This is a genomic window from Cyanothece sp. BG0011 (assembly GCF_003013815.1).
Taxonomy (GTDB): Bacteria; Cyanobacteriota; Cyanobacteriia; order Cyanobacteriales; family Microcystaceae; genus Crocosphaera.
In genome coordinates this window covers 1-25,919 of sequence record NZ_PRLH01000098.1, presented here as the reverse complement: position 1 = coordinate 25,919, position 25,919 = coordinate 1, and the positions used below count along the sequence as shown (strand labels likewise).

The window sequence follows — 25,919 nt, the reverse complement described above, 5'->3', positions numbered from 1 at the left end:
ATTAGTGATCATGAAATATCGAAGATTTGGCCGCACAGAATTAGAAATGCCCGTATTTTCCTGTGGGGGAATGCGCTATCAATATAAATGGAAAGATGTTCCGGGTTGGCAAATTCCTAGGGATAATCAGCATAACTTAGAGGCAACGATCAACCGTTCTTTAGAGGTGGGAATCAATCACATTGAAACCGCCAGAGGCTACGGAACCTCGGAGATGCAACTCGGAAAAATATTACCTAAATTTCCTAGAGAAAAGTTAATTGTTCAAACCAAAGTTTCCCCTAAAGAAGATCCCAAAGAGTTTCGGCGACAGTTTAATCAATCTTTAAAATTTTTACAATTAGACTATGTGGATTTATTGGGGTTACATGGTATTAATACCGAGCAAATTTTAGACTATTGTGTTCGTCCAGGCGGCTGTTTAGCAGAAGCTAGAAAATTACAAGAACAAGGGAAAGTTCGTTTTATTGGCTTTTCGACCCACGGTCCTACTGATATTATCAAAAAAACCATAGAAACGGATCAATTTGATTATGTTAATCTCCATTGGTACTATATCAATCAGGTAAATTGGCCGGCCATAGAAGCTGCTAAAAAACATGATGTGGGGGTGTTTATTATTAGTCCTTCTGATAAGGGAGGAAAACTTTATGATCCCCCCAAAAAATTAGTGGAATTATGTCAACCGTTAAGCCCCATGGTATTTAATGATCTTTTTTGTTTGTCTCACCCGGAAGTTCATACCCTGAGTTTAGGGGCGGCTCGTCCAACGGATTTTGATGAACATTTAAAGGCCCTTTCGTTGCTCGATGATCCGCAACCCATCTTAACACCTATTTTGGCTAAATTAGAAGAAGAAGCCATAAAAGTGTTAGGAGAAGACTGGTTTAATACCTGGGATCAAGGATTACCCGACCCTGAAGAAACCCCAGGCAATATTAATATTAAAACAATTTTGTGGTTAAGAAATTTAGCCTTAGCTTATGATATGACGGACTATGGAAAAATGCGCTATAACTTATTAGGAAATGGGGGGCATTGGTTTCCTGGAAAAAATGCCGAAAATGTCAAAAAATTAGATTTATCTAGCTGTTTAAGTAATAGTCCTCACCGAGATAAGATTCCCAATTATTTAGCCGAAGCTCATGGGTTATTGGGAGGGCAGACTGTACAACGATTATCTCAGAGTTAACTGAACTTTCTGGGTGATGGGTAAGGTATCCTGTTGTCAAGTCAGATAAAGACGCTATATTGATTACAGTTCACAAGTCCCATTCATTTGGGATATGATGTCTGATGCTATGGTAAGATGATTTCTTCTACAACCACAATGGCCGATTCTAATCCTTCTGTTGAGTCAAAACCGATTATTTTAGATAATTTGCCAGATTTTACCATTTCTGGACAACGGTGTGCTGGTCGTATTCAACAACACATCGACCTTTTACTACTTGCCCTTGAAGCATTAGAATTAGGCGCGTCAGAGCAGATGTTAACGACGATTAAACACTTCAATCTCGAAAAAATTATTAAAAATCGCATTGCGCTGTGGCGACTGCGTTCTACCAATCCTTGGCGAAGGGCTTATACCCGTGATACGTTAACCATAGATCAAGCTAAAGCCCTGGTAATCATTGCGAATTATCGAGTTAAGCCTTTAACGGTACAAATTCGGCAATTATTACTGGCAGAACAGCAAATGCACCAAAAGGGCCTCCCTGTTACTTGTCATTTTCTGTTAGCTGAATATTTAGACCAATTCCGCGCCCATTTTCGGAGTCGTATGAATCCCCGTCGGGCTAAAGTATCTGTTTATCTAAGTTCAGAAGAGGAATTAAACGAACTCGCCCTATTTTTGCTAAAACAGCTATTATTCTGTACAGGTACTGCTGGAATGCAACGATTTTGGATTAGTTTATTTGATGGGGAGGTTGCGTGAATATTCAACGTCAGTATAATTTGCCTAATTGTACTCTCATCCTGGAAGGATTAAATAATGATTCGGGGACGGATATGGCCAACCCTCGTCCTGAACTCTCAATTTTAGTCAATACTGAATGTCGATTTATGGGTATTGCCCAGAAACTGCAAGGGGGGTCTAGTTTACTGGAAAATTTGGTGAAAACCGTGAGCGAATATGCTCAAGGGTATCTTAGTGGTATTCCTCATCCTGTTCATAGCCAAGCCGAAGAAGATAAGATCAAGATTGAAAAGGTCTCAGGTCAAGATATTCATCGTTTGATTTGGTATCCCTCGACTCAAACCGATAAGCCCATAGAAATCAATTTAACGACGGTACAGTTATTTGATTTAGTGGAGGCCATTGACCAATTTGTTGCCGATAGTCAGACGTTACCAAACTTAAGCTTACAATTAAAACCCCTATCCCGTCGTTATCGTCCCCCGGATGAACCGTTAGCACAGCGAGCCATTCCTGCTACTTTAGGGATTGCTAGTTTAGTGGTAGCAGCCTTTGCATTGTTCTTTATTCCCTCCCCTGAAGTCGAAGAACCGGAACCGGATTTATCGGCACCTCCGACGGAAACTGCACCCCTAGGACAACCTTCTTCGGAAACTCCTCCTCAACAGTGATCAGTGATCAGTAACCAGTGATCAATTATCAGGGAATAGGGAACAAGAAAGACAATTTCTCTGTTCCCCTCAAGAATTATTAACTATTCACTAATAAGGGTTTGGTTTCTGATTCTCCTGCTTGTTGTAAACGTTTACCCATTTCATAGCTACCTAAAGCGATGAGTCCCCATTGACTGAGTATGGGGAAGATGACTGACATTAGAGTTAATGTGTCGAGATAACGGTTAAAAGCAGCCAGACTAAAAATGGTAAATAACCAAGGAGTGGCAATTTCGTGGGGAGTTAGTTGTAAAATGGCGAAGACAATGGGAGGAACCACCATTAACACACTAATAACGGCAGTAGCGATTAAAGTGGGTTTGGGTAGTTTCAATAAAAGAATTCTTTGACTCAATAGGGCATAAATCATTAAGAGATTCAGGCTGATAAAGAGTCCTAATAAAACACTACAAGCATCATTTAGGGGTGCTATCAGGATCGCAGGGATAAGATAGGCAAACAGAATGGCTAAATTGAGAGCGATCGCCAGGGTTGAAGGGCTTTTTTCTCCTAAGATTAAATCTCGTAGGAGAGAACGACGATTTTGAGGGGTTTGGTGACGATATCTTGCCCAATCAAATAAGGTTTGACGGTGAGGACTCAAAGCAACCATTAATAAGCAAGCAAAGATAATCATAAACATTTGTAAGACAATCAGATTATCAAAAATATGATATTCAAATCTTCCGCGACGGCCTGATTGAAAAACAAATCCTGTGACGATAATAATGAAACTTGCTGAGATTCCATAACTATCAAGTTTGCTGATCCAAGTAGCGTTTGGATTACGAAAACGACGGTTTAATGCTTGCTGTATCCAATAAGTCCAAAGGCAATAATTAGCAAAAATAAAGCTAATTCCTAAGAATGAATTTTGCCAAAATTGTTTACCATACCAAGCAAACTGATGTAGGGTTTCGTAGTCAAGTTCGGCAGTTTTAACGGGAATATAACTGGACTCAACTAAATAAGCTAAAATTGTTCCCGGATAAAACAACATAAACCAATCTAGAGGAGTGTGGGAAATAAAATCATGGGAAGATAAGACAACACTTGTGGTCATAAAGATAAACATTAAAACCAGTCCGCTTCCGAGAAAAGATTGAAATCCTCCTAACTTTGAACTCACCAAAGCAAAGAATAAAGACAGACTATAGAAAAAGCCACAACTGATTATAATTCCTCCATAATAGGCAAGCATTAAACTAGGAGAAATATGGGCTTGAAATCCAGCCATTAGATGTAAGGGGAATAAAAGCAAACACAGAAAGTAAATAATAGAAGGAACTCCTAACATTTTTCCTAATAGAATATTGTTAGAAGACCGTGGGGTTAAGCGAATAAAGTTTAATGTTCCTTTATTTTCTTCTTTGGATAAATCTGCAATCAGTAAATAAGTTCCTGCCACTAATAAAATAAATAAACCAGTGACACTGAGAACTTTAAAGATATCTAACCACCAAAGTTGCCAATTAATGACCCAATTTCCTACTAAATCTTGAATACAATATAGTTGATTATAGGGAGGGTAAGAATTCTCTGGTGGTGTAGCGGTACAATAGCGACTATATTGAAATGGAGGCGCATCTATGGTATTCGGATCGATGGGAAGTTGTCCACTGAAACTTAATAGTAATAAACTTTGAAGACTAATAGCAATAACAGCAGCAATGGATAAATTACGAAGTTTGAAACGTCCTTTTACTTCCCTTAATAATTGGGGATTCCAGTCCCCGAATTTATCAATATAGGTCAACAGCATTGACTTATTCCTCCTAGATTTTGGTGTGAGTTAATGACATCAATTATGATGCTTGTTTATGGTCTAAATTAAGAAAAATAGACTCTAAATCTTCTTGAGTGCAGTGAAATTCAGCGATAGGAATTCCCTGATAAATGAGATGTTTTAAGAGTTCGGCACTTTCTTCGTCTCCTCCGGCAAAGTTCACTCGTAAACTATTTTGATGAGAAATAATTTCCCATTCTTCTACTTGAGAGAAGCCTTTTAATTCTTGTTGTAATTGGGTTAAATCTCCCAATGTTTTGATGATAATTTGTTGATGAGATAATCGTTCATAGAGGTCTTTTAATGAGGTACTTTCGACTAAAGATCCTAGTTCCATAATACCAACAGAGGTACATAATTCTGCTAAATCACTTAACACATGGGAAGAAATTAAAACCGTCATTCCCACACTTTGCAAAATTTTGATCACTTGCCTAAACTGCATTCTAGCAATGGGATCTAACCCGGAAACCGGTTCATCTAATAATAGTAAAAGAGGATCATGTAAGATCGTTCTAGCTAAACTTAATCGTTGTTTCATTCCCCGTGAAAGGGTTTTAATATTACTATCTTTTTTACTGGTTAATTGGACTAATTCTAGAACCTCTTGAATACGACGACGACGATGGGGTAATTTGACGTGATACAGTCTCGCAAAATAATCTAAATAATCCCAAACATTGAGGTCTTCATATAAAGGGAAATCATCAGGAAGATAGCCTAATTTTTGCTTGAGACGGGGGTGACTATTATCCGTTAAAAGGCGATCGCCATAAATATGAATTTCCCCGGTGGTGGGTTCTTCAACAGCGGCCAACATTCGCATTAAGGTGGTTTTGCCGGCACCATTGGGGCCAATTAAACCGTAGACTTCTCCGGCTTTTACCTCTAATTCTAGCTTATTGACCGCAACATGGCGTTCAAATTGCTTGGTTAGGTTAGAGGTGGCGATCGCTAATTCTGGGGCTATCATAATTCAGTTATCAGTAAGCAGTTATCAGTGACCAGTGACCCGTTTTCAGTTAACTTTAAATGAGTTATAGGATTTAGTTAATATAGTAAGCTTAGCCTTTGGTTGGGGAAAATGACCACATCACGATGACAGTAAAAAAATTGCCTTATGATAAAACAATATAGAATTCTTTAAAGATAGACCTTGACTTTAACATCAGCTTATCTACTCGTTTCTCACGGAAGTCGTGATCCCCGGCCAAAAATTGCTTTAGAACGTTTATCCTATTTGGTAGAAGAACAACTGCAATTTTATAGCGAAAAAAAACCCAATCCCGATAAAAACAACCATTGTGCGGTATTATCTCCTGTAACGATGGTAAAAACAGCGTCTTTGGAATTATCTGACCTTTCTTTATCCGAGAAAATTGAACAATTCGCCACTCAACTAGAAGCAGTCGACATTAACACCCTAAAAGTGGTTCCTTTATTTCTCTTACCAGGGGTTCATGTTAAAGAAGATATCCCCAGAGAAATCAGAACCGCACAAGAAAAAATAGGTCATAAAATAAACATAGAATGCTGTCCCTATTTGGGGAGTTATAAAGGGTTAGTTAAGATTATGGATCGTCAGTTCTCAACCCATCCCCAAGACGCTAGAATTATTATCGCTCATGGCAGTCGTCGTCAAGGGGGAAATAGTTCGGTTGAAGCGATCGCTTCTCAATTAAATGCTGAAGTGGCTTATTGGAGTATCAAACCCAGTTTATCAGACCAAGTTAATGCTTTAGTCAAACAAGGGAAAAAACAGATTACTATTGTGCCTTATTTTCTCTTCACAGGAGGCATTACTACGGTTATTAAAGAACAAGTTCAACAATTACAAGACAGTTTACCCCAGATTCAACTTAACTTAGGACAACCGTTAGGCGCAACCCCAGAACTGGCTCAATTGATGGTTAGTCACTTGATAGATAAATAACTGATCACTGAATAATAGAGGAAAGAATAAACTATGACGCAAAAAATAACCCAAACTTGTTTAGGAAAAGTGTATTTAGTGGGGGCAGGACCGGGTGATCCAGGGTTAATGACCTTAAAAGGTAAAACGTTGCTTGAATACGCTGATGTTGTGGTTTATGACGCGCTGGTAAGCCCTCCGATCCTGGATATGATCGGTGAGAATGCCATTAAAATCGATGCTGGAAAACGTCGGGGTCGTCATTCTAAGTTACAAGCAGAAACCACGGAAATTTTAATCGAGAAAGCGCGACAGTATCCTGTGGTGGTTCGTCTCAAAGGGGGTGATCCCTTCGTTTTTGGAAGGGGAGGGGAAGAAATGGAAGACTTGGTAAAAGCAGGTATTCCCGTGGAAGTGGTACCCGGAATTACTTCTGGTATTGCGGCCCCTGCTTATGCAGGTATTCCTCTGACTCATCGCGGTTATAGTTCTTCGGTTACCTTTGTGACGGGCCACGAAGCAGCGGGAAAATATCGACCGGAAGTTAATTGGACTGCGATCGCCCAAGGATCAGAAACCATTGTTATTTATATGGGGGTTCATAACCTCAGTAATATTGTTACAGCATTGCAAGAAGGTGGGTTAACAACTGAGACTCCTATCGCTTTAGTTCGTTGGGGAACGCGACCGGAACAAGAACAGTTAATAGGGACATTAGCAACCATTATTGAACAGGTCGAAACAACGAATTTTGAAGCCCCGGCGATCGCTATTATTGGTCAAGTGGTTGAGTTAAATTCAAGATTAGTCGGTTATGGTGGAGTTGGAGAATAAGGTGATTAAAATGAATACTAAATTGTTAGATTCTTTAGTTGAAATTATTCATTCTTTAACAGAAGATGAACAAAAGACACTGTTAGAAAAATTACTAAATTCTGTCCCTAATGAACAAGCAGAAAAGTCACCTTTAACTGATTTAGAAAATGAGTCTTTTGTGGGAATGTGGCAAGATAGAGAAGAGTTAGCCAATAGTTCTCAATGGGTTCGTCAGTTAAGACGACAAGAATGGGGTGGATAAAATGGTTCACAAAATTTTAGTTGATACTGATATATTAATTGATGTTAGTCGAAATATTTCCACGGCGGTTAATCGAGTCAAGACGGAAGAAAAGAAAGCTAAACTTTCTATTAGTGTGATTACTAATATGGAATTAATTATCGGTTGTCGTAATAAGATAGAGTTACAGAAGCTGAATAAGTTTCTTTCCCGATTTTATATCCTTGATCTCAATGAATTAATCTCAAGAAAAGCATTAAAACTTCTCAGTGAATATCGTCTCAGTCATGGGTTGTTGATTCCCGATGCTTTCATTGCGTCTTCTGCTATTATTTTCAATATACCGTTATTGACTAAAAATCAAAGCGATTATCGATTTATTTCTGAAGTTAACTTATTACCTTATCCTTAGTAGTCATTCCGAGGAACATGGGAATTGCTATATTAAGATAATTCTGAAGGATTAACCCCTAAACTTCTTAACTTTTCTTCTAGTTTTTTAGCCTTTTCTTCAGCTTGTAAGGCTCTTTCTTCAGCTTGTAAAGCCTTTTCTTCGGGAGTAAAATATCGTTTACCCTCTTGATCGTACCAATATAACCATTCTCTTTCAACTCCTTGATAAACGCCGATTTCTCTACCAATACCTAAACCGATTTCTGATAACCAAATTGGTTCCCCTTCTAATAATTCGTATTGTTGATTATTTAATTGATACACTTCTAAACGGGGTTTTCTCTTTCGTAAAGGGTTATAAATCACATAATATAAAACCCCCATAGTTGCATAATCTTCTTTTTTTTGCGTATATTCTCCCCGTCTCGTTTGAGAAACCACTTCTAAAACCATTTTAGGGATAACTTGTTCATCCCATAAGACATAAGATAGGCGTAAATCTGAATCAATAATACGGGGAACGCCAATACTTAAAAAACCATCGGGTACAATAACATCAGTGGGTTGTTGAGGATTATAATAAATACCCATATCCACCCCAAAATACCAGTCCATTCTGTCTGACCAAATTAATGCCAGAATATCTTTGAGAACATGGGGAATTAAGTCTTGTAGTTCGTTATCCACGGGTGTATCATCAGAATCTGGTAACTCTTCAGCAGAAGGTAAACAATGACGGGATTATAGTTTAATAACATTGAATTAATGTAGTCTAAACTGCTCTACAATGATAAAAAAGGTGGGCTGTACCCACCTAAAAAATCGAAAAAGTTTTTTTAAGCTTCTTCTTCGTAATATTCCGCTTGCTTTTGTTTTTGAGGAATATTTACAGGACGAGGGTTATAGGGTTCGGGTTCAATATCATCGTCCCAAACATCCCCTTGAACCTCATCATATTCGTATTCTTTTTCTCGTAGGGGAGGTTCATAGGACACCGGTTCTTCCCGTCGGGTTTCTCCCCAGTTATCCTCTTCATACTCATCCTCGTATTCTTCATAACGAATGGACTCCTCTCTTCGTCTGGGGGGAGGGGGAGTAATGGGTTGTTCCCAGGTGTCTTCGTCCCAACGTTCTTCCATGACGGGTTGTTTCACTTGTACAGGAGTTCTGACGGGAACACCGGTTCCTAATTGATTTTCAGGTCTAGCGGTTGGGGGAGAATAGATATAGTCTTCGTCTTCTGTTTCCCAAGGCGGACGACCTATGCCTAATCGTTCTAACACACCGACGGTTAACTGGGTTAAGCGTTCTTCGGCCCCTTCAAAGACAATGAGACGGTTAGGACCACTGCTAACCACTTCCTCCATAGAAATTTCATAGGTACTGAGGACTTGATCAGGAATTTGGGGATAACCTAGAGAAGCGATAACGATAGACAAAACTTGACCGGTAGCTAGATCAAATTGAAAGTCTCTGACTCGGCCCAAGGGTTCTCCTGCTTCTGTGATCACTTCAGAATTGATAACAGGAGAGTACATATCAACGTCGACGGTTTCGATCGCATCTTCGTTGTCGACTAAAATGACATCACCGATCTGCCGAATACTGCTAATGTACATATATTGGGGCATACCTGACAAGGAAAGCATATTATCCCGTAGTCCCAGGGCAACCACTTCCCGTTGATCGATATCCACTAAAATGTCTTTAACAACCCCTAACTTTTTACCTCCTTCACGGGTAATGACTTGTGTATTAATAAATTCGTTACGTAGTCGTATGTTATCTGTGGTCATTGTGTCTTAGGTAGATTTTGGCTTTCTAGCAATAGAAAAATTAAATAACAGGTCGTTTGGTCTAATGATCAAGCTTAATGTCTAATGATAGCTTAATCTCAGGTTCCAAAGGGTTTAGTCATTAATTTTACGGAGTTTAATCATATTAAGGTTTTCTCGGAGTTGCTCTTAGACTTTCAATGACTTTTGAGTAACTCCTATGTTCCATTTTAACTAATCTATTGACATTTGCCGAAATCCATTATTACTGAAGAGTGACCCGTTATAAGTGATTCGTGTCTAATGTTGCACCACCAAAGTAGAACAAGGTGCATGATGAATGACATAGTTACTCACACTCCCTAATAACAGTTCTGATAAGCCACGACGACCCCGACGACCGACTACAATTAAATCGGCTTGCCATTTTTTAGCTAACGTGCAGATTTGTTTCCCTGGGTCTCCATACATATAGTCTGACTCTGCTTTAATGCCTTGATTAATTGCCTGTTGGGTTAACCGTTTCAGCCAAATTTGTAGTTCTTCTAAACTCTCTTGGATTAATTTTTCTTCTAACTCGATCATTTCTTGATTATAAATTGCTCCATAGCCTGTCATTTCTGAGTAAATGGGTAAGTCCATGGTTTCTCTGAGATTTTCCTGAATAACCGTTAAAATCATCAACTGGCTACCTTGAGCTTTTGCTATGTTTAACGCAGTTTCAAAGACCTCTTGGCTGCTATCTCCTTCTTCTATGGCCACTAAAATTTTCCCATACTTGGGCGCAACTGTCTTAGTTTCTAAAGTTGCTGAATTAAGGACTTCTCGACTTTCAACTTGGTTGGTCATAGCCCCCCCTTATTATTATCTTTTCTTATATTTATAGCTTGACATAGTTTTCTTAATGTGCATCAATTTTGATAGAAAAGTTAATATATTGTCGGTCTATAAAGCATGAATAATTAGTTTAGTTTAACGGTTCAATTGCTCAAACATAAAATACTCAGAACTAAAATTTAATGATTATGGCTCAATCTTCTATTACTGTTACTATTAAGCTATTTGCTATTTATCAAGAAGTCTATGGTGTTTCTGAGTTAATCCGAGAGTTTCCTCCAGAAACAACGGTTAGGGAGGTTTTATCTAAGATTATTGAAGAACATCCCGAATTGAAAAAATGGCAAAAAATTACTCGTTTTTCGGTTAATTTTAAATTCGTAGAACCTGATACTAAGTTAAAAGAGGGAGATGAATTAGTCTTTATTCCTCCTGTCAGTGGTGGTTAATCAATTAAAATTACTAGGGGTTTAATAATATTAAGCCCCTACCGTAGTTCTATGACTAAATATGTTTAATTAGTATAGGGCTATCATTAATTCTTGTTGGTATTTTTTGGTTAACGGGTGAGTTTTTCCTAATAGATTAAAAATAGAAATCATGGCTTTTCTCGCCGCATCATTTTTATATTGACGGTGGTTTTCTACCATAGTTAAAAATATCTTTAAAGCGTCTTCATAGTTTTCGCTTAATGTATATTTTGCTCCTTGGGAAAATTGTTGATCTAACTCGTTATCTCCGTCGATTGTAGCCATTTGTTTAAACTCAATTAAACTTTTCATTCCTTGGGCTTTTGCATAATATTCTTTTTGTTCAACTCCGATAGTTGATAACATTTTCTCAGCATCTTCTAGACGATTAAGACGGATTAAAAAGTTAGCGGCTTCAATAATCAATTGAGGGTTATTAGGATATTGAGAAAATAACTCATCTAGTAGTTTTTTGGCTTTAGCTGCGTCTTTTTCTGCCATCGCTTGACGCATTTCTTCTATTTTTCGATCTAACTCAGAGGTTAAATTATATTGTTTCAGTAAGTCGCTAATTTCTTCTTCGGGTAAAACCCCAACAAACCCTTGATTAATCTTTCCTTGAAAAGCAATTTTTACATCAGGAACCCCTTCGACAGCGAACTGTTGAGCTAAATTAGGATGAGCATCAATGTCAATGGTTGCTAAAATAAAATCATATTCTTGTAATAATTTTTCGAGGATTGGTTTTAACAGTTTACAAGGACCACACCAAGTGGCAAAAAAATCAATAACCACTGGTTTATGATAAGAATTTTCAATAACTTCTTTTTGAAAGTTACTAGGATCAACAACAACAGCGTAACCCATAATTTAAACTCCTTGATAATAGATGCTCCTAAAATGTCGACATAAAATTGTTTTGATTTTTCGTAATTTGAGCAAATAATCGCAACGTGATGAAATCCTTTAATCGTCATAACTTAATAGGTTTGATTGTAACTGAGAATTAAGCCTATTGCTTATTCCCTATGGTTTTCTTTAACAAGTTAATTTTACCGATGGATGGTCTATTGCCTATGACCTATGGGCTTTATTGAGAATGAGCGATTATTCTCATAAACTGTAAAGGAATGTAACAAAAGATGTTAAGGTGTATTGCAAAATTGACTAATTTTCGCAGATTGGCTCCATAAAATGAAAAGTCCATGATACGATGCAATCCGTAATCCCTTCTGGAAATTAGGAGAATAGCCTTGGTTTTACGGGTAGCTGTTGTCGGTTCAGGGCCGGCCGGATCTTCCGCCGCCGAAACATTAGCAAAAGCTGGCATAGAAACATATTTATTTGAAAGAAAATTAGATAACGCGAAACCTTGTGGGGGAGCCATTCCCTTATGTATGGTAAGCGAATTTGATTTACCTCCCGAAATTATTGACCGACGGGTGCGGAAGATGAAAATGATCTCCCCATCCAATATTGAAGTTGATATTAATCTCGATCGCCAGGACGAATATATCGGAATGTGTCGTCGAGAAGTGCTTGACGGGTTTTTACGCGATCGCGCTGCCAAGTTGGGGGCAAATCTGATTAATGGAACGGTTTATCAACTAGATATTCCTAAAACAAGCAACGGTGCTTATACCCTCCATTATGCGGATCATTCCAACGGTAACGCCCAAGGGGAAAAGAAAACCCTGCAAGTGGATGTAGTTATCGGTGCCGATGGGGCTAACTCTCGCATTGCCAAAGCCATTGATGCAGGGGACTATAACTATGCGATCGCTTTCCAAGAGCGCATCCGCTTACCCCAGGACAAAATGGCCTACTATGAAGACCTAGCGGAGATGTATGTCGGGAAAGATGTTTCCCCCGACTTCTACGCTTGGGTATTCCCCAAATACGACCATGTGGCCGTAGGAACGGGAACCATGAAGGTTAATAAAACCCTGATCAAAGACTTACAAGCCGGTATTCGCGCCCGTGCAGCCCGCAGACTCGAAGGGGGTGAGATTATTAAAGTAGAAGCTCATCCTATCCCCGAACATCCCCGTCCCCGTCGTGTCGTGGGTCGTGTGGCCCTCGTAGGAGACGCAGCCGGAACCGTTACTAAGTCTTCTGGGGAAGGTATCTATTTCGCTGCTAAATCAGCCCGTATGTGTGCTGAAACCATCGTGGAAATGAGCAACGCCGGTCAGCGCATTCCCACCGAAGATGATTTAAAAGTTTATCTCAAGCGTTGGGATAAGCAATATGGTATGACTTACCTAGTATTAGACATCCTACAACGGGTATTCTATCGTACCGATGCCACCCGTGAGGCGTTTGTCGAAATGTGTGCGGATAAGGATGTACAACGGATGACCTTTGATAGTTATCTCTATAAAACTGTTGTCCCGGCTAACCCCTTAGTACAAATGAAAATTACCGCTAAAACTATCGGTAGTTTACTGCGAGGCAACGCTTTAGCCCCATAGTATTTTTATCTGATTAAGTCAAGTGTTAGGGTGAGTAAAACTCACCCGTTTTTTTTTGGATTAAAATGTTAACTATCGTGCTAGGCAATGGGGAATGGGGGATAAATAGGCAAGGGTTCTCCCCCTATTCATGAAGTCAGAAGTCAGAAGTGTGAAGTTCCTACTTCTGACTTCGAGCGAAGCGATAAAAGGGGGAGTTAGAGGGGGTGGCAATAGGCAATAGGTAAACTCACATCTTGCACCTCAGCTATATTCTTATAATACTGACTGCTGAACGCTGAATACTGAATGCTTACATTGTTGAGTTTTTCTGTAAGGCGTGCAAGATGTCAGTAAACGTAAGTGTGTGTGAGAAGTGTGGGAAGAAAATTAACATTGTTCTCCCTCTGCTCCCTACTCCCCTGCTCCCCTGCCCCCTACACCCTACTCCCTACTCCCTACTCCCCACTCCTCTCAGACTCACTCAACTCAACTAAAATATTCATATACCCAATTGAAAACTGCTATTAGGACTCTTTCATGTCATCGCCCAGGGAACACTCAATTTCTATTCAAATCACTCGAAAAACGGCTATCGCTGAATTATTAGAAGGGTGGCAATATTGGCTAGATTTAGGGTTAATTTCTGAACAGAGAGTTTCTACTAGACTTATCAGTAATAATGATTCATTTCAAGTTGATTTTAAAACGACTCTAACTATTAGTAATTTAATTCAACAATTACAACGTTTACAAGAGGTTGATTCTTTTTCTGAAGAGACACTATTTAATTTAACAGTTAACATTTCAGCAACTAACCCCAGGGTATTACAAGGATTAGATCGTTGGTTAACGTTAGGATTACTGGATAATCAACAGGTTAAAAATATTGCACACAAAGAGTTAAGTTGTCAGATTCCTGAGATCGTATTGCAACCGGCCGCCCCTGTTAAACCCCCCTCAACTCCTTCTTTATCTGTTTCTAACTCTAAGGTTTTAAAGGTTCCTAAACGACGGAGAAATACCCCCACCATTGCACAAATGGTTCAATCTTTAATGGCAGAATTAAGTGTCATTTGGTTGCTGTTATTAGGGGTGTTTATGGTGGTGGTTTCTTCGGGAGTCATAGCAGCAAGTTGGTGGGAAACATTCCCGGCAGTTTTACAATATGGCATCCTCTGGTTATATACATTGGGGTTTGGGGTAGCGAGTTGGTGGACCGGAAAACAAGCTAATTTACGATTAACAACCCAAGCGTTACGAATTGTTACTTTATTATTAGTTCCTATTAATTTTTTGGCCATGGATAGTTTTCCCCTCTGGCATACTTTTTTAGGGTTAATCGGAATGTTGATAGGCAGTCTATCTTTGACTCTATTAACGATTACTTTTTTTAAAAATAACTCCCAATCTCGCTCTAATTCTTTACCGTTATTCAATCATTTAGGGTTAACTTATTTACACTGGGGATGGACGTTACCAGGAATTCCGATAATGGCCACTTATATAGGGGTTATTGGGACAACAATTATTACTTTAATTTCTCCTAAAAATACTCAAAATAATAATAATAAATTTTTGCCTTTTAGTTTAACAGAAGGGATTATTATTTATGCTTTAATTATTCTCTTGGTTAGGGCTATTTTTGTTACTCAAGTGAATGTGTTTAACTTGGGTTTAGCTATTGGTTTATGTGGGTGGTTAATGGGATGGCGATCGCCTCCAAAAACCCCTTGGAAATGGTTGGGTAGTGCGACGTTAACTCTGGGATGGTTATTATCTGTTTTTGTGGTTCCGGCGCAAGCGATCGCTATTAGTTTATTGGCTATAGTTTGGTTAGGCAAACGGTTAAAAACCTCTGGTTCACGACGGGATCTTATCTTAATTTTTCTCATCAGTTTACAAGTTCATTGGTTAATCATTCGTTTACCAATACTTCAAACTGTCTGGACTAATATTATTGATTTTACTAACACGAATAATTATCCTTTTGTTTTAAGTAGTGTTGGTCTCTTTCCTCTCTTATTACTTATAGTTTTAGGAAGACATTTTTTTATAGATTCACATCAAGGTAAACTCTATAACTTTAGTAGTCAATTAATTTTTATATTTGGATTTATTTTAACAGGAGTTAGTTTAATTAACCCCTTAATTAGAACAATTAATTTGATATTATCCAGTGTAACTTTAGCTTACGAAATACAATATAAATTAAAACATAATCGACGTTTTTTTATCAAACCGTTAGCATTATTAACTCATATGAGTTTATTATTAAGTCTAGCTTCTATAATTAATTATTATTTACCTGAGCTTTCTGTTAATATTTGGTCGCTGATATGTTTGGGGTTAATGATTGGTGAATTATTACTATCTTTAATTACTTTAAATAACGAATCTTTTATTAAGTTGATCAATAATAATTCTTGGAATCTAGGATTAATTTTAACCATAATATCTTATGGTTTATTGTGGTTTAAATTACCGATTAATTCACCATTTTGGGGTTTGAGTTGGTTAATTGTTCCTACTCTTTTAACGGCGATCGCAACTTGGTATTTACCAAAAAGAAAACTAGCCAGCGAATTAAGTATTATTGGGATAGGTTTAACACAAGCATTAACGGTTTACTTCCCAGAAACTAGATTAATAGGGTTAATAGTGGGAACGGTTTTGATGATTGTTAATACTCGATATTTACGTCATTTATATTCGGTTATTATTACGGTTAGTTTGGGATTAATATCTATTTTATTCTATTTATATATTCTCAATTTATCAACTTCTTTATGGATACTTTCAGGAGTTATTATTACACTGCTTTTATGGTTTATTCGTCATGTGTTGAGTGAAAATACATCAGACTTGACTTTTGTTTATGGTCAAGTTTTTGATGGTTATGCTTACTTTTTGTCTTTAATTATTTTAATTAGATTATTTGATATTGCTTTAGTCTATACTTCGACAACCAATGTTTTAATCTCTTCTGTTATCTTAATGGGAAGTGCAACTTATCGTAGTTGGCAACCCTCATCTATCAGAAATCAATTACCATTATGGTACAGCGTATTAGTGTTAGCAGTTGTCCCTCTTCCTGCCTTATCATTATCATCATGGGGATGGGTGGAATTAGCCATTGCTACTATTTTAATGGTAGTGCAAACACAGATTTTTAAACAGCTTAATGTAGCTTTTATTACCATTGGTTTTTTTCTAGGATTAATGGTGGTTATTATAGAAGATAATGGCATTAAATATGGAGAGCAATTTTGGCTAACTTGGTTATTATTATCATCAATTATTACTTTTGTATTTTGGCTAATTTATCATCTTATTGACTATTATCAATTGACTAGCATTAATTATTATAAAAAAGCCTTAGATTTATGGGGAATGACTTTATGTACATTAACAGTAGTAACGATTTCTATTCTTAGATTATCAACGAATTATCTTTTAAATAATGATCTTTTTTTGCTGCTCACCCTTAATATAATTATGATCAGTATGGCTTATCGGAGTTGGCAAAATACAGGTAAAAAGATTTTTTTATGGTCAAGTGTTATTGTCATTTTAATTGTACAGTTGTTACCCCCTAATTTTTTAACAGCGAGAATTATAACATCAGCAATAGGAACGTTATTACTCTTTCTTTATAGTTATTTTTTACCTTATTTTTTTACGGCATTTATAACAATTGGTATGCTTATCCTTTGTCGTTCTTTTATTCTCTTAAAAGTGATAGAAATGACTAGCTTACCGATAATTCCTATCTGGATAGTCAGCGATAGTATTTCTTTAATGATTCTCTGGTTAGTTGGGAATTATTTAACAGAAAAAACCCAACCTTTAGTTAAAATTTATGCCAAAGTGGTGGACATCTGGGGAATAATTTTATGTGGGGTTATGTTAACAAGTTTAACATTACATTCTATTGCTATTTATTTAAACTATATTAATCCTTCTATTCCCGTCATCATCGGTATCGGTATTTTATGTTTAGCTATTTTTTATCGGACTAGAAAACAGCCTAATAATTTGATGTTTTATACCTTGGGATGGACATTAGAATTATTGACTATTAATATTACAACTAAGGTGAGTCAGTCTTTAATATTATTAGCTTTTATCAATATTCTTTTAGGAATTTTATTTCAATTAATTGGAGAATGGTGGCACAAAAGAACAGGAAAAACGCAATTTTTAAGTAGTTTACATATTCTACCGCTTTTATATGGAGCATTAGGAACCGCATTAAGATGGAATTTCTTTAATCATTTTACGGGTTTAATTTCTCTAGGTTTAGCTGTAATTATTATCGGGGTTGGACGGAGAAAACAGCAGTTTAAACCCCTCCTTTATTTAGCCCTTGCTATTATTTCTTATTCTGCTTATGAACTATTATTTTATCAGATTGTAGACTTATCTTGGGGAGATAAATATTTAAGCATGGCAGCATTAGCAACAGGAATAATGTATGGCTATCGCCTCGCTTCTCCTTGGTTATCTTCTTATCTTCATTTAACTGCCAGAGAGTTAAAAATTGTTGCTCATTTACATTGGATTTTAGGCAGTATTTCCCTAGGATTATCTTTATTATATCCGGTTCAATCACAACAATTAATTGGCTTAACTTCTAGTCTATTTTTAACTCAATATGCTATTTTAGAAGGACGGAATTTCTTAGATAAAAGACAAGGAGAAATTTGGGTTTATCTAGGCTTCTTAGAAGCAGCAGGAACCGCAATCTATGGAATTTTAAGTTTCCCTTCTGTTCTATTATCTAATATCATAGGCTCGATTCTTTCCTTATTAAGTATAATAATTTATACTCTGCCTTGGAGACAATGGGGATGGTCAAAACGACCTTGGAATCAATTAGCTTATATACTACCCTTAGTTGGAGTAATAAGTAGCTTTAATTTTATTACTTTGCTGATTAGTTCCATTGCCTATGGGATTCTTTCTAAACTATCCTCTAAACCCCGTTTATTTTATCCCAGTTTAGTTTTACTTAATATTGCTATCTATAAAAATATCCTTATAGTTGATCAACTATCCCCCTTATTATATTCGAGTATATGGTGTCTATCTCTGTTATCAATTATTGTTTTTGAACCCTATTGTCAAAGAGAAGAAGGAAAATTAATCAGACATTGGCTTCGTCTTATCGGAACAGGACTTTTATGTACAGTTTCCTTTTTATATTATAGAGAACCTGGTATTATTCCAGGGTTATTAGGACTGACTTTAATTGTGGCAGGTTTAGGGTTAAAAACTCGTGGGTTTTTGTTTAGTGGAACTCTGACATTTGTTATCACGGTTTTTTATCAATTAGTCATTGTTAGTTTGACTTATCCTCTGTTAAAATGGATGATAGGTTTACTTTTAGGATTAATCTTTATTTGGATGGCTGCTAATTTTGAAAATAGACGCAGTCAAATTAGTACCCTAATTAATCAGTGGATGCAAGAATTTGAAACATGGGATTAATATAATTATTATCAGGCAACTAATTGACAAGCTATAATAGATAATAGATAATTAATAGTGATTGGAATTAAGTTTATAAGTAATGGCTAAAAGTTCTCTGAGAAATGATATTAATGTAACTCCAATTCCCTCTTGGTTAAAAAAACCCATAGGGAAAGCCAGTGAACTTTCTACCGTTCAAAAAATTATAAAAACTCGTAATATTCATACCATTTGTGAAGAAGGCCGTTGTCCCAATCGAGGAGAATGTTACAGTAAGAAAACAGCCACCTTTCTATTAATGGGGCAAACCTGCACCCGTTCTTGTGCTTTTTGTCAAGTGGATAAAGGTCATGCACCCATGGCCTTAGACCCCGACGAACCCCAAAAAGTGGCAGAATCGGTTAAATTATTAGGATTAACCTACGTTGTCCTGACCTCCGTTGCCAGAGATGATTTAGAAGACGGTGGATCCCAATGGTTCGTTAAAACCATGAGAGCTATTCGTACCCTTAACCCCCACACCGATATAGAAATCTTAACCCCAGACTTTTGGGGAGGGAAAGGAGGTCAAAAAAGTCAAAAAGAACGAATTAGAACCGTTGTAGGGGCAAAACCGGCTTGCTACAACCATAATCTCGAAACGGTGCAACGTCTGCAAGGTCCAGTGAGACGAGGGGCAAAATACGAGCGATCGCTTGACGTGCTACGATGGGTTAAAGAAATCGACCCAACTATACCCACAAAATCAGGGTTAATGTTAGGTCACGGGGAAACAGAAACAGAAATTATCACCACGTTAAAGGATTTAAGACGGGTGAAATGCGATCGCCTAACCTTAGGGCAGTATATGCGTCCTTCTTTAGCCCATCTTCCAGTGCAGAAATATTGGACCCCTGAAGAATTTGAAAACTTAGGAGAGATCGCTCGTTCTCTCGGTTTCTCTCATGTTCGTTCCGGTCCATTGGTTCGGAGTTCCTATCATGCAGGAGAAGCGTAGATTCGAGCATTAAACTAATATAAAATTTCTATCTCTAAATTTATGACTAATCTTGCTGAGTATAAAAACATTTTGACTGATTTAATCGCTAAAAACCGCGATCGCGTTGACTATTTAGCCATTCGCCTCGAAACCTCCCAAGGCACCAGCATCATGCTACGAGGAGACAAGATAGACACCCTCAGTGAAGGCATTTCTACAGGAGGACAAGTTAGAGCCTGTTATAAAGGGGGATGGGGGTTTGCGACGTTTAACCAATTATCCACCTTACCCCAACGCATTGAAGAAGCGATCGCCTCAGCTAAAATTATCGGGGATGACGAGACGATTTTAGCTGACATTGCACCTATCCAAACCACTTGTCATTTACCCTTAACCGGACGAGATCCCAGACAAGTTCCCCTGGCCGAAAAAAAGGCACTGTGTGACCACTACAACGCCATTCTACGGGGGTTAAACGACCAAATTACCACCACCGTCGTGCGCTATGGAGACAGCAACCAGAGCATCATTTTAGCCACCTCAGAAGGGACATTAATTGAGCAATCTTGGGCGGATCTTGAAATGCGTTTTTCGGCCACTGCGAGAAATGGGGACACGGTACAAACGGGACGAGAAACCACTGGATCACGGCGCGGTTATGATGATCTGTTGGGACTGGATGAACAGGTAGAAGGGGCGGCCAAACGTGCTGTCAATGCCTTGGTTTTGCCCCCCGTAAAAGGCGATCGCTATACAGTAGTGATCGACCCCATTTTAACAGGGTTGTTCGTTCATGAGGCATTTGGCCACCTCTCAGAAGCGGATATGTTATACGAAAACCCTGATTTTTTGGAGGTTATGAGTTTCGGGCGAAAATTCGGCCCCGATACCCTACAAATTTTTGACGGGGCTGCCCCAGAAGGTCATCGAGGTAGTTATTATTATGATGATGAAGGGGTACCTGCAACCACTACCCAATTAATCAAAGATGGTGTGATGGTAGGGCGTTTACATTCCCGTGAAACTGCAGGAAAATTAGAGGAGAAACCCACAGGAAATGCTCGCTGTTTAAATTATCATTATCCTCCAATTGTTCGTATGACAAATACATGGATTGAACGAGGAAATACGCCCGTTAAGGATTTATTTTCAGGAATAAAAGAAGGGGTTTATGCGAAAAATTGGTTAGGGGGAATGACTAATGGTGAGATGTTTACCTTTAGTGCCGGTGAAGCTTGGATGATAAGAAATGGCCAGATTTGTGAACCGGTAAGAGATGTTACTTTATCGGGGAATGTGTTTAAAACTTTGGCAAATATTGAAGGCATCGGAGATGATTTTTATTGGGATGAATCAGGAGGTTGTGGTAAAGGGGGACAAAGTGGTTTAGCTGTGGGTTGTGGAGGACCGAGTTTAAGAATTAAAGATGTAGTGATTGGGGGAGAAGTTTAATGAAGTCAGAAGTCAGAAGTCAGAAGTCAGAAGTTTAATTAATGTGTTAAATTCTCGAATAATTTTGGGCATATTATCAATACATTCTATTTTGGCTTAGTAATCATGCTCATTAATGAGAATTGCTGAATTTAAGAATTTAATGAGGGAACTCATAAATAGGCTTCGATTCTAATAGCAATTCTATTTCGAGGGTAATCCCGTCTAAAACCATAAGAGACTCTTGGGAGTCCCTAGTATCCTGACAAATTAAATGAGCCTGGGCAAATAAAGCTGTTAATCTTTCTTCGCGCGTACAAGGAAGATCCTCTTTAAGTTGTTCTTTAGCTTGTCTAAGGAGAACGTCAAATTGAAGTTCTGATAATTTCCAGAAATTTCTAGCCTGAACTTTGATCTGGTCATTTCTCAACCCTGCTGCCATCCAATTAATAATGTTATTAATTTTGAAGGCTCGAAGCTTTAATTTTGAATTAATTTTCTCACGATGTTGACTCTCCAATTTGATTAGCTCCTTCAAAAATTAACGAAATATTCTTAAATCAGGAGTTTCCTAGCCAGGAGTTCTTTACTCCATTTCGGCTCTATTTCACAGAATTGGTATTAATAATTCAACAACTTTTTTCCTGATTTGCCTGTTCTGATTTCTTTTTCAATGACTCAAGTTCTGTTTTAACTCTATGATCAATAACTCACTTTATTAAGTCAAAAATGATACCAACGTTATGACTGTTACATTAATCAATTTATTTTGATATTTTGTGACATAATTATTATTATTCTTTACATCTCTATATTAATCCTTATTTTTAAATACCTAACTTTTACCATGAGTCTTATCATAAATCTTAACTGATAATTCTAATAATATTAGAAGTTTAATGAAATTTAATAAAATTAGTCATCTCTATCTTGTCCTAGTTTGTAGGGTGGACAAATTAGAAAAATAACTCAATTTTCATCTTGGTAGGAAATAATATTGAATTTTTGATCATATCTCTCATGAATTAGTATTGCCCACCTTATATTTTATTATCTCGCCATGTAAAAATGATTTTTTCTTCTGCTTGTCTAAATTCAATATTAAACTTATCAAAAATAACTTCTCTCCCTAATAATGATTGTTCTGTATCCGTTGGTGTTTGTAACCAAGCAACAGGTGCAATTAATTGATGATGATCAATGGTGAGTTCTACATTACGCAAAACATATTCTACATTTCCTCCAATGGTTTCAGCGACTAAAATCGACTCTGCATCTGCTAATTGATAACCTAAATCTTGACCCATTTTATACGATATTAAGCTAACTTCTGCCCCAGAATCAACTAACATAGTTGTCTTAATTTTAATTTGATTATGTTTTGATTTTACTAAATAGTTGGGTTGCCAATTATGACGAACGACAGAACGAAATTGAATCGGTAAAATTTGGATTGAATAATGCTTGCGAGGAACCAAATAAATAACAAAAGTTTGATGAGTTGCTTCTGCTTCTTCTAAAACAGGTTGTAACTTTTCACCATGAGCAACTATACCCTTTTCATTATAAGCAATATATTGATCCTTATATAAATCAAGAACCCTCTCACGATTATTATTTAACCATCTTAATATAGCTTGAGCTTGCTCTTGAGAAATAGAATCAGTCATTTTTATCTTATCCTCTATGCTATTATTATCAATCTACCTCCATAATAAATGTAAAATAGATAAGTAGGTTATTTTTCCCCTCATGTCTTATGATACAAACAGTCCCCGTAACTATTCCTGAAAATCGAGTCATTCTTAATCAGATAACCTGGGAAACCTTTCAGCAACTTCTCCAAGAATTAGGTAATAATCGTTCAAGTCTTTTAGCCTATAATGAAGGAATGCTAGAAATTATGACCCCATTAGGAGAACATGAACATAGTAAATGTTTTATTTCTGATTTAATTGCAATTATTGCTGATGAAATGAACTTAAATATCAAAAAAATGGGGTCACTGACGTTAAAAAAAGAGACCATAAAAAAAGGAGTTGAACCGGATGCTTGTTATTATCTCAAAAATGAACCCCTTGTAAGACATAAACAGGATATTAGACTAGATTTTGATCCACCACCTGATTTAATTCTAGAAATTGATATGAGTAATAGTTCTCTCAATAAGTTACCCATTTATGCTGTTTTAGGCGTTACTGAGATTTGGCGATACAATGGAAATAATTTAACGGGTTTTGTTCTCAATAATGATAGTCAATATTATGAAGAATCTAAATATAGTTTAACATTTTCTTGGTTAGAATTGTCGCAACTTATACCCTTTCTTCAACAAAGTTTAAGGGATGGTGAAACAAAAACCCTGCGAGATTTTCGTCAATGGGTTCGCCATTTTACTTAATTATAGTGTTAAACTTTTTTCTACTCTTTCTATATCTAAATCCGAAAAATAATCGATCGCCCAATTAGAGAGTCTTTGCATAAAGTGATAAGGATAAGTATTTGCAATTCCTACCACTTGCATTTTAGCCCGTTTTGCTGCTTCAATTCCTGCTGGTGTATCTTCAATGACTAAACAACTTTCGGGGGTTAATTCTAAGGTATTATCTAATTCATTAAACCTTTCAACCGCTAATAAATAACCGTCCGGTTCTGGTTTACTTCTAGGAATTTCATCACCGCCAACAATCACCTCAAAATAGTTTAAGATATCCGCTTTTTCTAAAATAAATTTAACCTCAGATGCGATGGTACCGGTGACTAATCCAATTCTTAAATTATGCTGTTGTAAATGGGTTAAAAAATCTTTTAATTCGGGATAAATAGGAAGTTCATCTAAAGCCTCTATTTTTTGACGATAAGCGGTAGTTTTGGCTTCAATTAAATTATCTAAATACTCATCAGATACCATTCTTCCGCGACGGGATAAAACATCTAATAAACAAGCGCGATCGCTTCTCCCTAAACACAAGTCTTGATATTCCGAAGCATCAGGACGTAAGTTTTCTCCTAATAAAATATCATTGATCAATTCGTGATGAATATCTTCATCATTAATAATCACCCCATTAAAATCAAAAATAACTGCTTTTAACATCTCATTGTTATCACTCATATTAACTATCTCTGACTGCTTTCTAGTATAGTATCAATCATAGAATTGACTTCTCCAGGGTTTAAAAACGCCTGGATTCTAAGCGGTTAAGCTTCAATGGGCTGAAGCCACATTTCCGCTTGCTTACGATATGATCGAGATAGTCCATCAAGCTCATAGCGTTTAGGAACAGTCAAACATTCCTTAACCACCCTGGCTAGGTTTATTCCTAGCTGTGTGGCTACCTTTTTTTAACAGATTTGCTGCTGCCTGAATATCAGCGTTTACTAACCAGCCTTTAGCTGTTTTATATAATCCACGCTTAAATCGTTTCCCTGAAAACTTATACCCTTTGGGTTTTTCACCATAATTCGGGACTAAATCATCATCAAGGAAACTGGCTTTTGAGCTATACGCTTCATCAATTTCAGTAAAGATAATTCCTACTGATTCAGCTAATTGTTGAATACGATTTTTAAGTCTTGCCGTTGGAATTTGTACAAAGTTTTGATTATTAGTTTTCCCTATATTAATTGACTCTTTTTGTCTATCATTCCAACCAAAAACAATGTTACCAATTTGATGTTTTAAGCAGTAATTAATGACAAACCTTGCTGCTTTATTAATAGCGTCTCTCATTTGACAGTTACGCCTGTGAGTGACCTGCTCTAATTTATCATCCCAGTAATCTTGGGATTTTCCCTGTTTATACTTAGCGACAAAGCGATTATATCTCTGATTAATTGACTTAATTCTTCTACCATTGACAATAAAAGATTTACCTTTGGTTGTTACAGAACTAAGCCAATTGTCAACCCCATGATCAATGGCAAGAGCATGAGAATAATCAAGGTTAGAAGCTTTGACCAACTGAGTTTTATAGACATATTCTGCCCATAATTTACCATTTTGAGGAACAATTTCTTATCTCTGCTATATCTAAGAATTGAAAATTAGCTCCACTAGGAATAATAACTGATGGGTTTTCTAATTCTTTTCTTTGAGAATTGGCGATAGGCAAATGACAAATTCTGATCTGTGGTTCATAACGAATGTTTTGAGAAGTAAAAGCAACTTGATAAAGCCCTTTTTTTGCGATAATTAGGGATTTTAGGTTTGTCTTTTAATTCTCCATTAAACCACATTGGTAAAAGCTTGTTATATCCTTTTATGGCTTCTACTACTGACTTAATAGTCTGTTGTCCTTGTTGACCTCCTATTGCCTGATAATGGACGTTATCTTTAAAATCTTTACATAATTGAGCATAACTAACTTTAATCCGTCTTAAACGAGGACTTCTTCTGTAATTATCATTGTTATCAAACCAAGTTTTGTAATTACAGTTTTCAAAGTAATCTTGACGAATTGAAAATAAAACAGAGTTATATAGTTTATTTGATTGCTCACAACACCATAAAAAGGTAAGCGTGAGCCTCATCATCTATATTACCTGTTAATAAGATTTTCTTGAGTTTGGTAATTCATGTTATGATTATAGCGTTTTGCAATGGCATTGCCAATATGGTCAAGAAAAACTTTACAATTAGATTAAGTGATAAAAGATTAGCTAAACTAAGACTTTATGCACAACAAAAAAGATAAGACTATGACACAAGTTTTGG

23 protein-coding genes and 2 pseudogenes are annotated in these 25,919 nt (G+C 36.9%); 13 read left to right on the top strand and 12 right to left on the bottom strand.

Features of this window, described 5'->3' with window-relative positions; genetic code table 11:
- Positions 1 to 10 precede the first annotated feature (10 nt).
- From C4E06_RS12935 to C4E06_RS12925, 3 genes are all read left to right on the top strand, one after another.
- A complete protein-coding gene (locus tag C4E06_RS12935) occupies positions 11 to 1,192 on the top strand; it encodes an aldo/keto reductase (RefSeq protein ID WP_107668442.1) in 1,182 nt (393 codons plus the stop codon).
- A gap of 117 nt (positions 1,193 to 1,309) precedes the next feature.
- Positions 1,310 to 1,939, top strand: coding sequence for a DUF3038 domain-containing protein (locus tag C4E06_RS12930; RefSeq protein ID WP_198648632.1), 630 nt, complete (start codon positions 1,310 to 1,312; stop codon positions 1,937 to 1,939).
- The gene (locus C4E06_RS12925) at positions 1,936 to 2,592 is read left to right on the top strand and encodes a DUF4335 domain-containing protein (protein ID WP_107668441.1); all 657 of its coding nucleotides are present in this window, start codon (positions 1,936 to 1,938) and stop codon (positions 2,590 to 2,592) included. Before C4E06_RS12930 ends, C4E06_RS12925 begins: the two co-directional genes overlap by 4 nt.
- 79 nt (positions 2,593 to 2,671) lie before the next feature.
- Here the strand turns inward: C4E06_RS12925 and C4E06_RS12920 are convergent, their stop codons facing one another.
- Positions 2,672 to 4,396 carry a hypothetical protein gene (locus C4E06_RS12920; RefSeq protein WP_107668440.1) on the bottom strand — a complete coding sequence of 575 codons (1,725 nt, stop codon included), beginning with the start codon at positions 4,394 to 4,396 and terminating at the stop codon, positions 2,672 to 2,674.
- Between the two features lie 43 nt (positions 4,397 to 4,439).
- A complete protein-coding gene (locus C4E06_RS12915) occupies positions 4,440 to 5,393 on the bottom strand; it encodes an ABC transporter ATP-binding protein (protein WP_107668439.1) in 954 nt (317 codons plus the stop codon).
- A gap of 183 nt (positions 5,394 to 5,576) precedes the next feature.
- On the opposite strand from C4E06_RS12915, the gene C4E06_RS12910 reads away from it, so the two are divergent.
- The 4 genes from C4E06_RS12910 to C4E06_RS12895 are packed head-to-tail and all read left to right on the top strand — an operon-like array spanning position 5,577 to position 7,801.
- Complete coding sequence (locus tag C4E06_RS12910; RefSeq protein ID WP_107668438.1) at positions 5,577 to 6,353, top strand: sirohydrochlorin chelatase; 777 nt, start codon at positions 5,577 to 5,579, stop codon at positions 6,351 to 6,353.
- 33 nt (positions 6,354 to 6,386) lie between these two features.
- Positions 6,387 to 7,166 (top strand): uroporphyrinogen-III C-methyltransferase, encoded by a 780-nt coding sequence (gene cobA, locus C4E06_RS12905; protein WP_107668437.1) that lies wholly within the window; start codon positions 6,387 to 6,389, stop codon positions 7,164 to 7,166.
- Positions 7,167 to 7,176: 10 nt separating this feature from the next.
- The gene (locus C4E06_RS12900) at positions 7,177 to 7,410 is read left to right on the top strand and encodes a hypothetical protein (protein WP_198648630.1); all 234 of its coding nucleotides are present in this window, start codon (positions 7,177 to 7,179) and stop codon (positions 7,408 to 7,410) included.
- Between the two features lies 1 nt (position 7,411).
- Complete coding sequence (locus C4E06_RS12895; RefSeq protein WP_107668435.1) at positions 7,412 to 7,801, top strand: type II toxin-antitoxin system VapC family toxin; 390 nt, start codon at positions 7,412 to 7,414, stop codon at positions 7,799 to 7,801.
- A gap of 32 nt (positions 7,802 to 7,833) precedes the next feature.
- Here the strand turns inward: C4E06_RS12895 and C4E06_RS12890 are convergent.
- From C4E06_RS12890 to C4E06_RS12880, 3 genes and pseudogenes are all read right to left on the bottom strand, one after another.
- Positions 7,834 to 8,540: pseudogene (locus tag C4E06_RS12890) on the bottom strand (Uma2 family endonuclease).
- 78 nt (positions 8,541 to 8,618) lie between these two features.
- Complete coding sequence (locus C4E06_RS12885; RefSeq protein WP_107668434.1) at positions 8,619 to 9,578, bottom strand: PRC-barrel domain-containing protein; 960 nt, start codon at positions 9,576 to 9,578, stop codon at positions 8,619 to 8,621.
- Positions 9,579 to 9,857: 279 nt separating this feature from the next.
- Positions 9,858 to 10,406, bottom strand: coding sequence for a universal stress protein (locus tag C4E06_RS12880; RefSeq protein ID WP_107668433.1), 549 nt, complete (start codon positions 10,404 to 10,406; stop codon positions 9,858 to 9,860).
- Positions 10,407 to 10,582: 176 nt separating this feature from the next.
- Here C4E06_RS12880 and C4E06_RS12875 point away from each other — a divergent pair, with 176 nt between their 5' ends.
- Positions 10,583 to 10,843 (top strand): MoaD/ThiS family protein, encoded by a 261-nt coding sequence (locus C4E06_RS12875; protein WP_198648626.1) that lies wholly within the window; start codon positions 10,583 to 10,585, stop codon positions 10,841 to 10,843.
- A gap of 69 nt (positions 10,844 to 10,912) precedes the next feature.
- On the opposite strand, the gene C4E06_RS12870 is transcribed toward C4E06_RS12875, so the two are convergent.
- On the bottom strand, positions 10,913 to 11,731 hold the full coding sequence (locus C4E06_RS12870; RefSeq protein WP_107668431.1) for a tetratricopeptide repeat protein: 819 nt from the start codon (positions 11,729 to 11,731) through the stop codon (positions 10,913 to 10,915).
- Positions 11,732 to 11,739: 8 nt separating this feature from the next.
- Positions 11,740 to 11,841: pseudogene (locus tag C4E06_RS28770) on the bottom strand (VOC family protein); the annotation flags it as partial.
- A 276-nt stretch (positions 11,842 to 12,117) separates the two neighbouring features.
- Here C4E06_RS28770 and chlP point away from each other — a divergent pair.
- From chlP to C4E06_RS12845, 4 genes are all read left to right on the top strand, one after another.
- A complete protein-coding gene (chlP, locus tag C4E06_RS12860) occupies positions 12,118 to 13,338 on the top strand; it encodes a geranylgeranyl reductase (RefSeq protein WP_107668430.1) in 1,221 nt (406 codons plus the stop codon).
- 519 nt (positions 13,339 to 13,857) lie between these two features.
- Positions 13,858 to 18,810 carry a hypothetical protein gene (locus C4E06_RS12855; RefSeq protein ID WP_107668429.1) on the top strand — a complete coding sequence of 1,651 codons (4,953 nt, stop codon included), beginning with the start codon at positions 13,858 to 13,860 and terminating at the stop codon, positions 18,808 to 18,810.
- A gap of 82 nt (positions 18,811 to 18,892) precedes the next feature.
- Positions 18,893 to 19,789 (top strand): lipoyl synthase, encoded by an 897-nt coding sequence (gene lipA / locus C4E06_RS12850; protein WP_107668428.1) that lies wholly within the window; start codon positions 18,893 to 18,895, stop codon positions 19,787 to 19,789.
- Between the two features lie 42 nt (positions 19,790 to 19,831).
- Positions 19,832 to 21,223 carry a TldD/PmbA family protein gene (locus tag C4E06_RS12845; RefSeq protein ID WP_107668427.1) on the top strand — a complete coding sequence of 464 codons (1,392 nt, stop codon included), beginning with the start codon at positions 19,832 to 19,834 and terminating at the stop codon, positions 21,221 to 21,223.
- A gap of 139 nt (positions 21,224 to 21,362) precedes the next feature.
- Here C4E06_RS12845 and C4E06_RS12840 read toward each other — a convergent pair whose 3' ends face one another.
- Both C4E06_RS12840 and C4E06_RS12835 read right to left on the bottom strand, forming a co-directional pair.
- On the bottom strand, positions 21,363 to 21,722 hold the full coding sequence (locus C4E06_RS12840) for a hypothetical protein (RefSeq protein ID WP_157951151.1): 360 nt from the start codon (positions 21,720 to 21,722) through the stop codon (positions 21,363 to 21,365).
- Between the two features lie 520 nt (positions 21,723 to 22,242).
- Positions 22,243 to 22,872 carry a retropepsin-like domain-containing protein gene (locus tag C4E06_RS12835; RefSeq protein ID WP_107668425.1) on the bottom strand — a complete coding sequence of 210 codons (630 nt, stop codon included), beginning with the start codon at positions 22,870 to 22,872 and terminating at the stop codon, positions 22,243 to 22,245.
- A gap of 89 nt (positions 22,873 to 22,961) precedes the next feature.
- On the opposite strand from C4E06_RS12835, the gene C4E06_RS12830 reads away from it, so the two are divergent.
- Positions 22,962 to 23,603 (top strand): Uma2 family endonuclease, encoded by a 642-nt coding sequence (locus C4E06_RS12830; RefSeq protein ID WP_198648624.1) that lies wholly within the window; start codon positions 22,962 to 22,964, stop codon positions 23,601 to 23,603.
- Here the strand turns inward: C4E06_RS12830 and C4E06_RS12825 are convergent, their stop codons facing one another.
- The 3 genes from C4E06_RS12825 to C4E06_RS27905 form a co-directional block, all read right to left on the bottom strand.
- The gene (locus C4E06_RS12825; RefSeq protein ID WP_198648636.1) at positions 23,604 to 24,299 is read right to left on the bottom strand and encodes an HAD family phosphatase; all 696 of its coding nucleotides are present in this window, start codon (positions 24,297 to 24,299) and stop codon (positions 23,604 to 23,606) included.
- 201 nt (positions 24,300 to 24,500) lie between these two features.
- A complete protein-coding gene (locus C4E06_RS27910; protein ID WP_198648622.1) occupies positions 24,501 to 25,166 on the bottom strand; it encodes a transposase in 666 nt (221 codons plus the stop codon).
- A 173-nt stretch (positions 25,167 to 25,339) separates the two neighbouring features.
- Positions 25,340 to 25,738, bottom strand: coding sequence for a hypothetical protein (locus C4E06_RS27905; protein ID WP_198648620.1), 399 nt, complete (start codon positions 25,736 to 25,738; stop codon positions 25,340 to 25,342).
- Between the last annotated feature and the right edge of the window lie 181 nt (positions 25,739 to 25,919).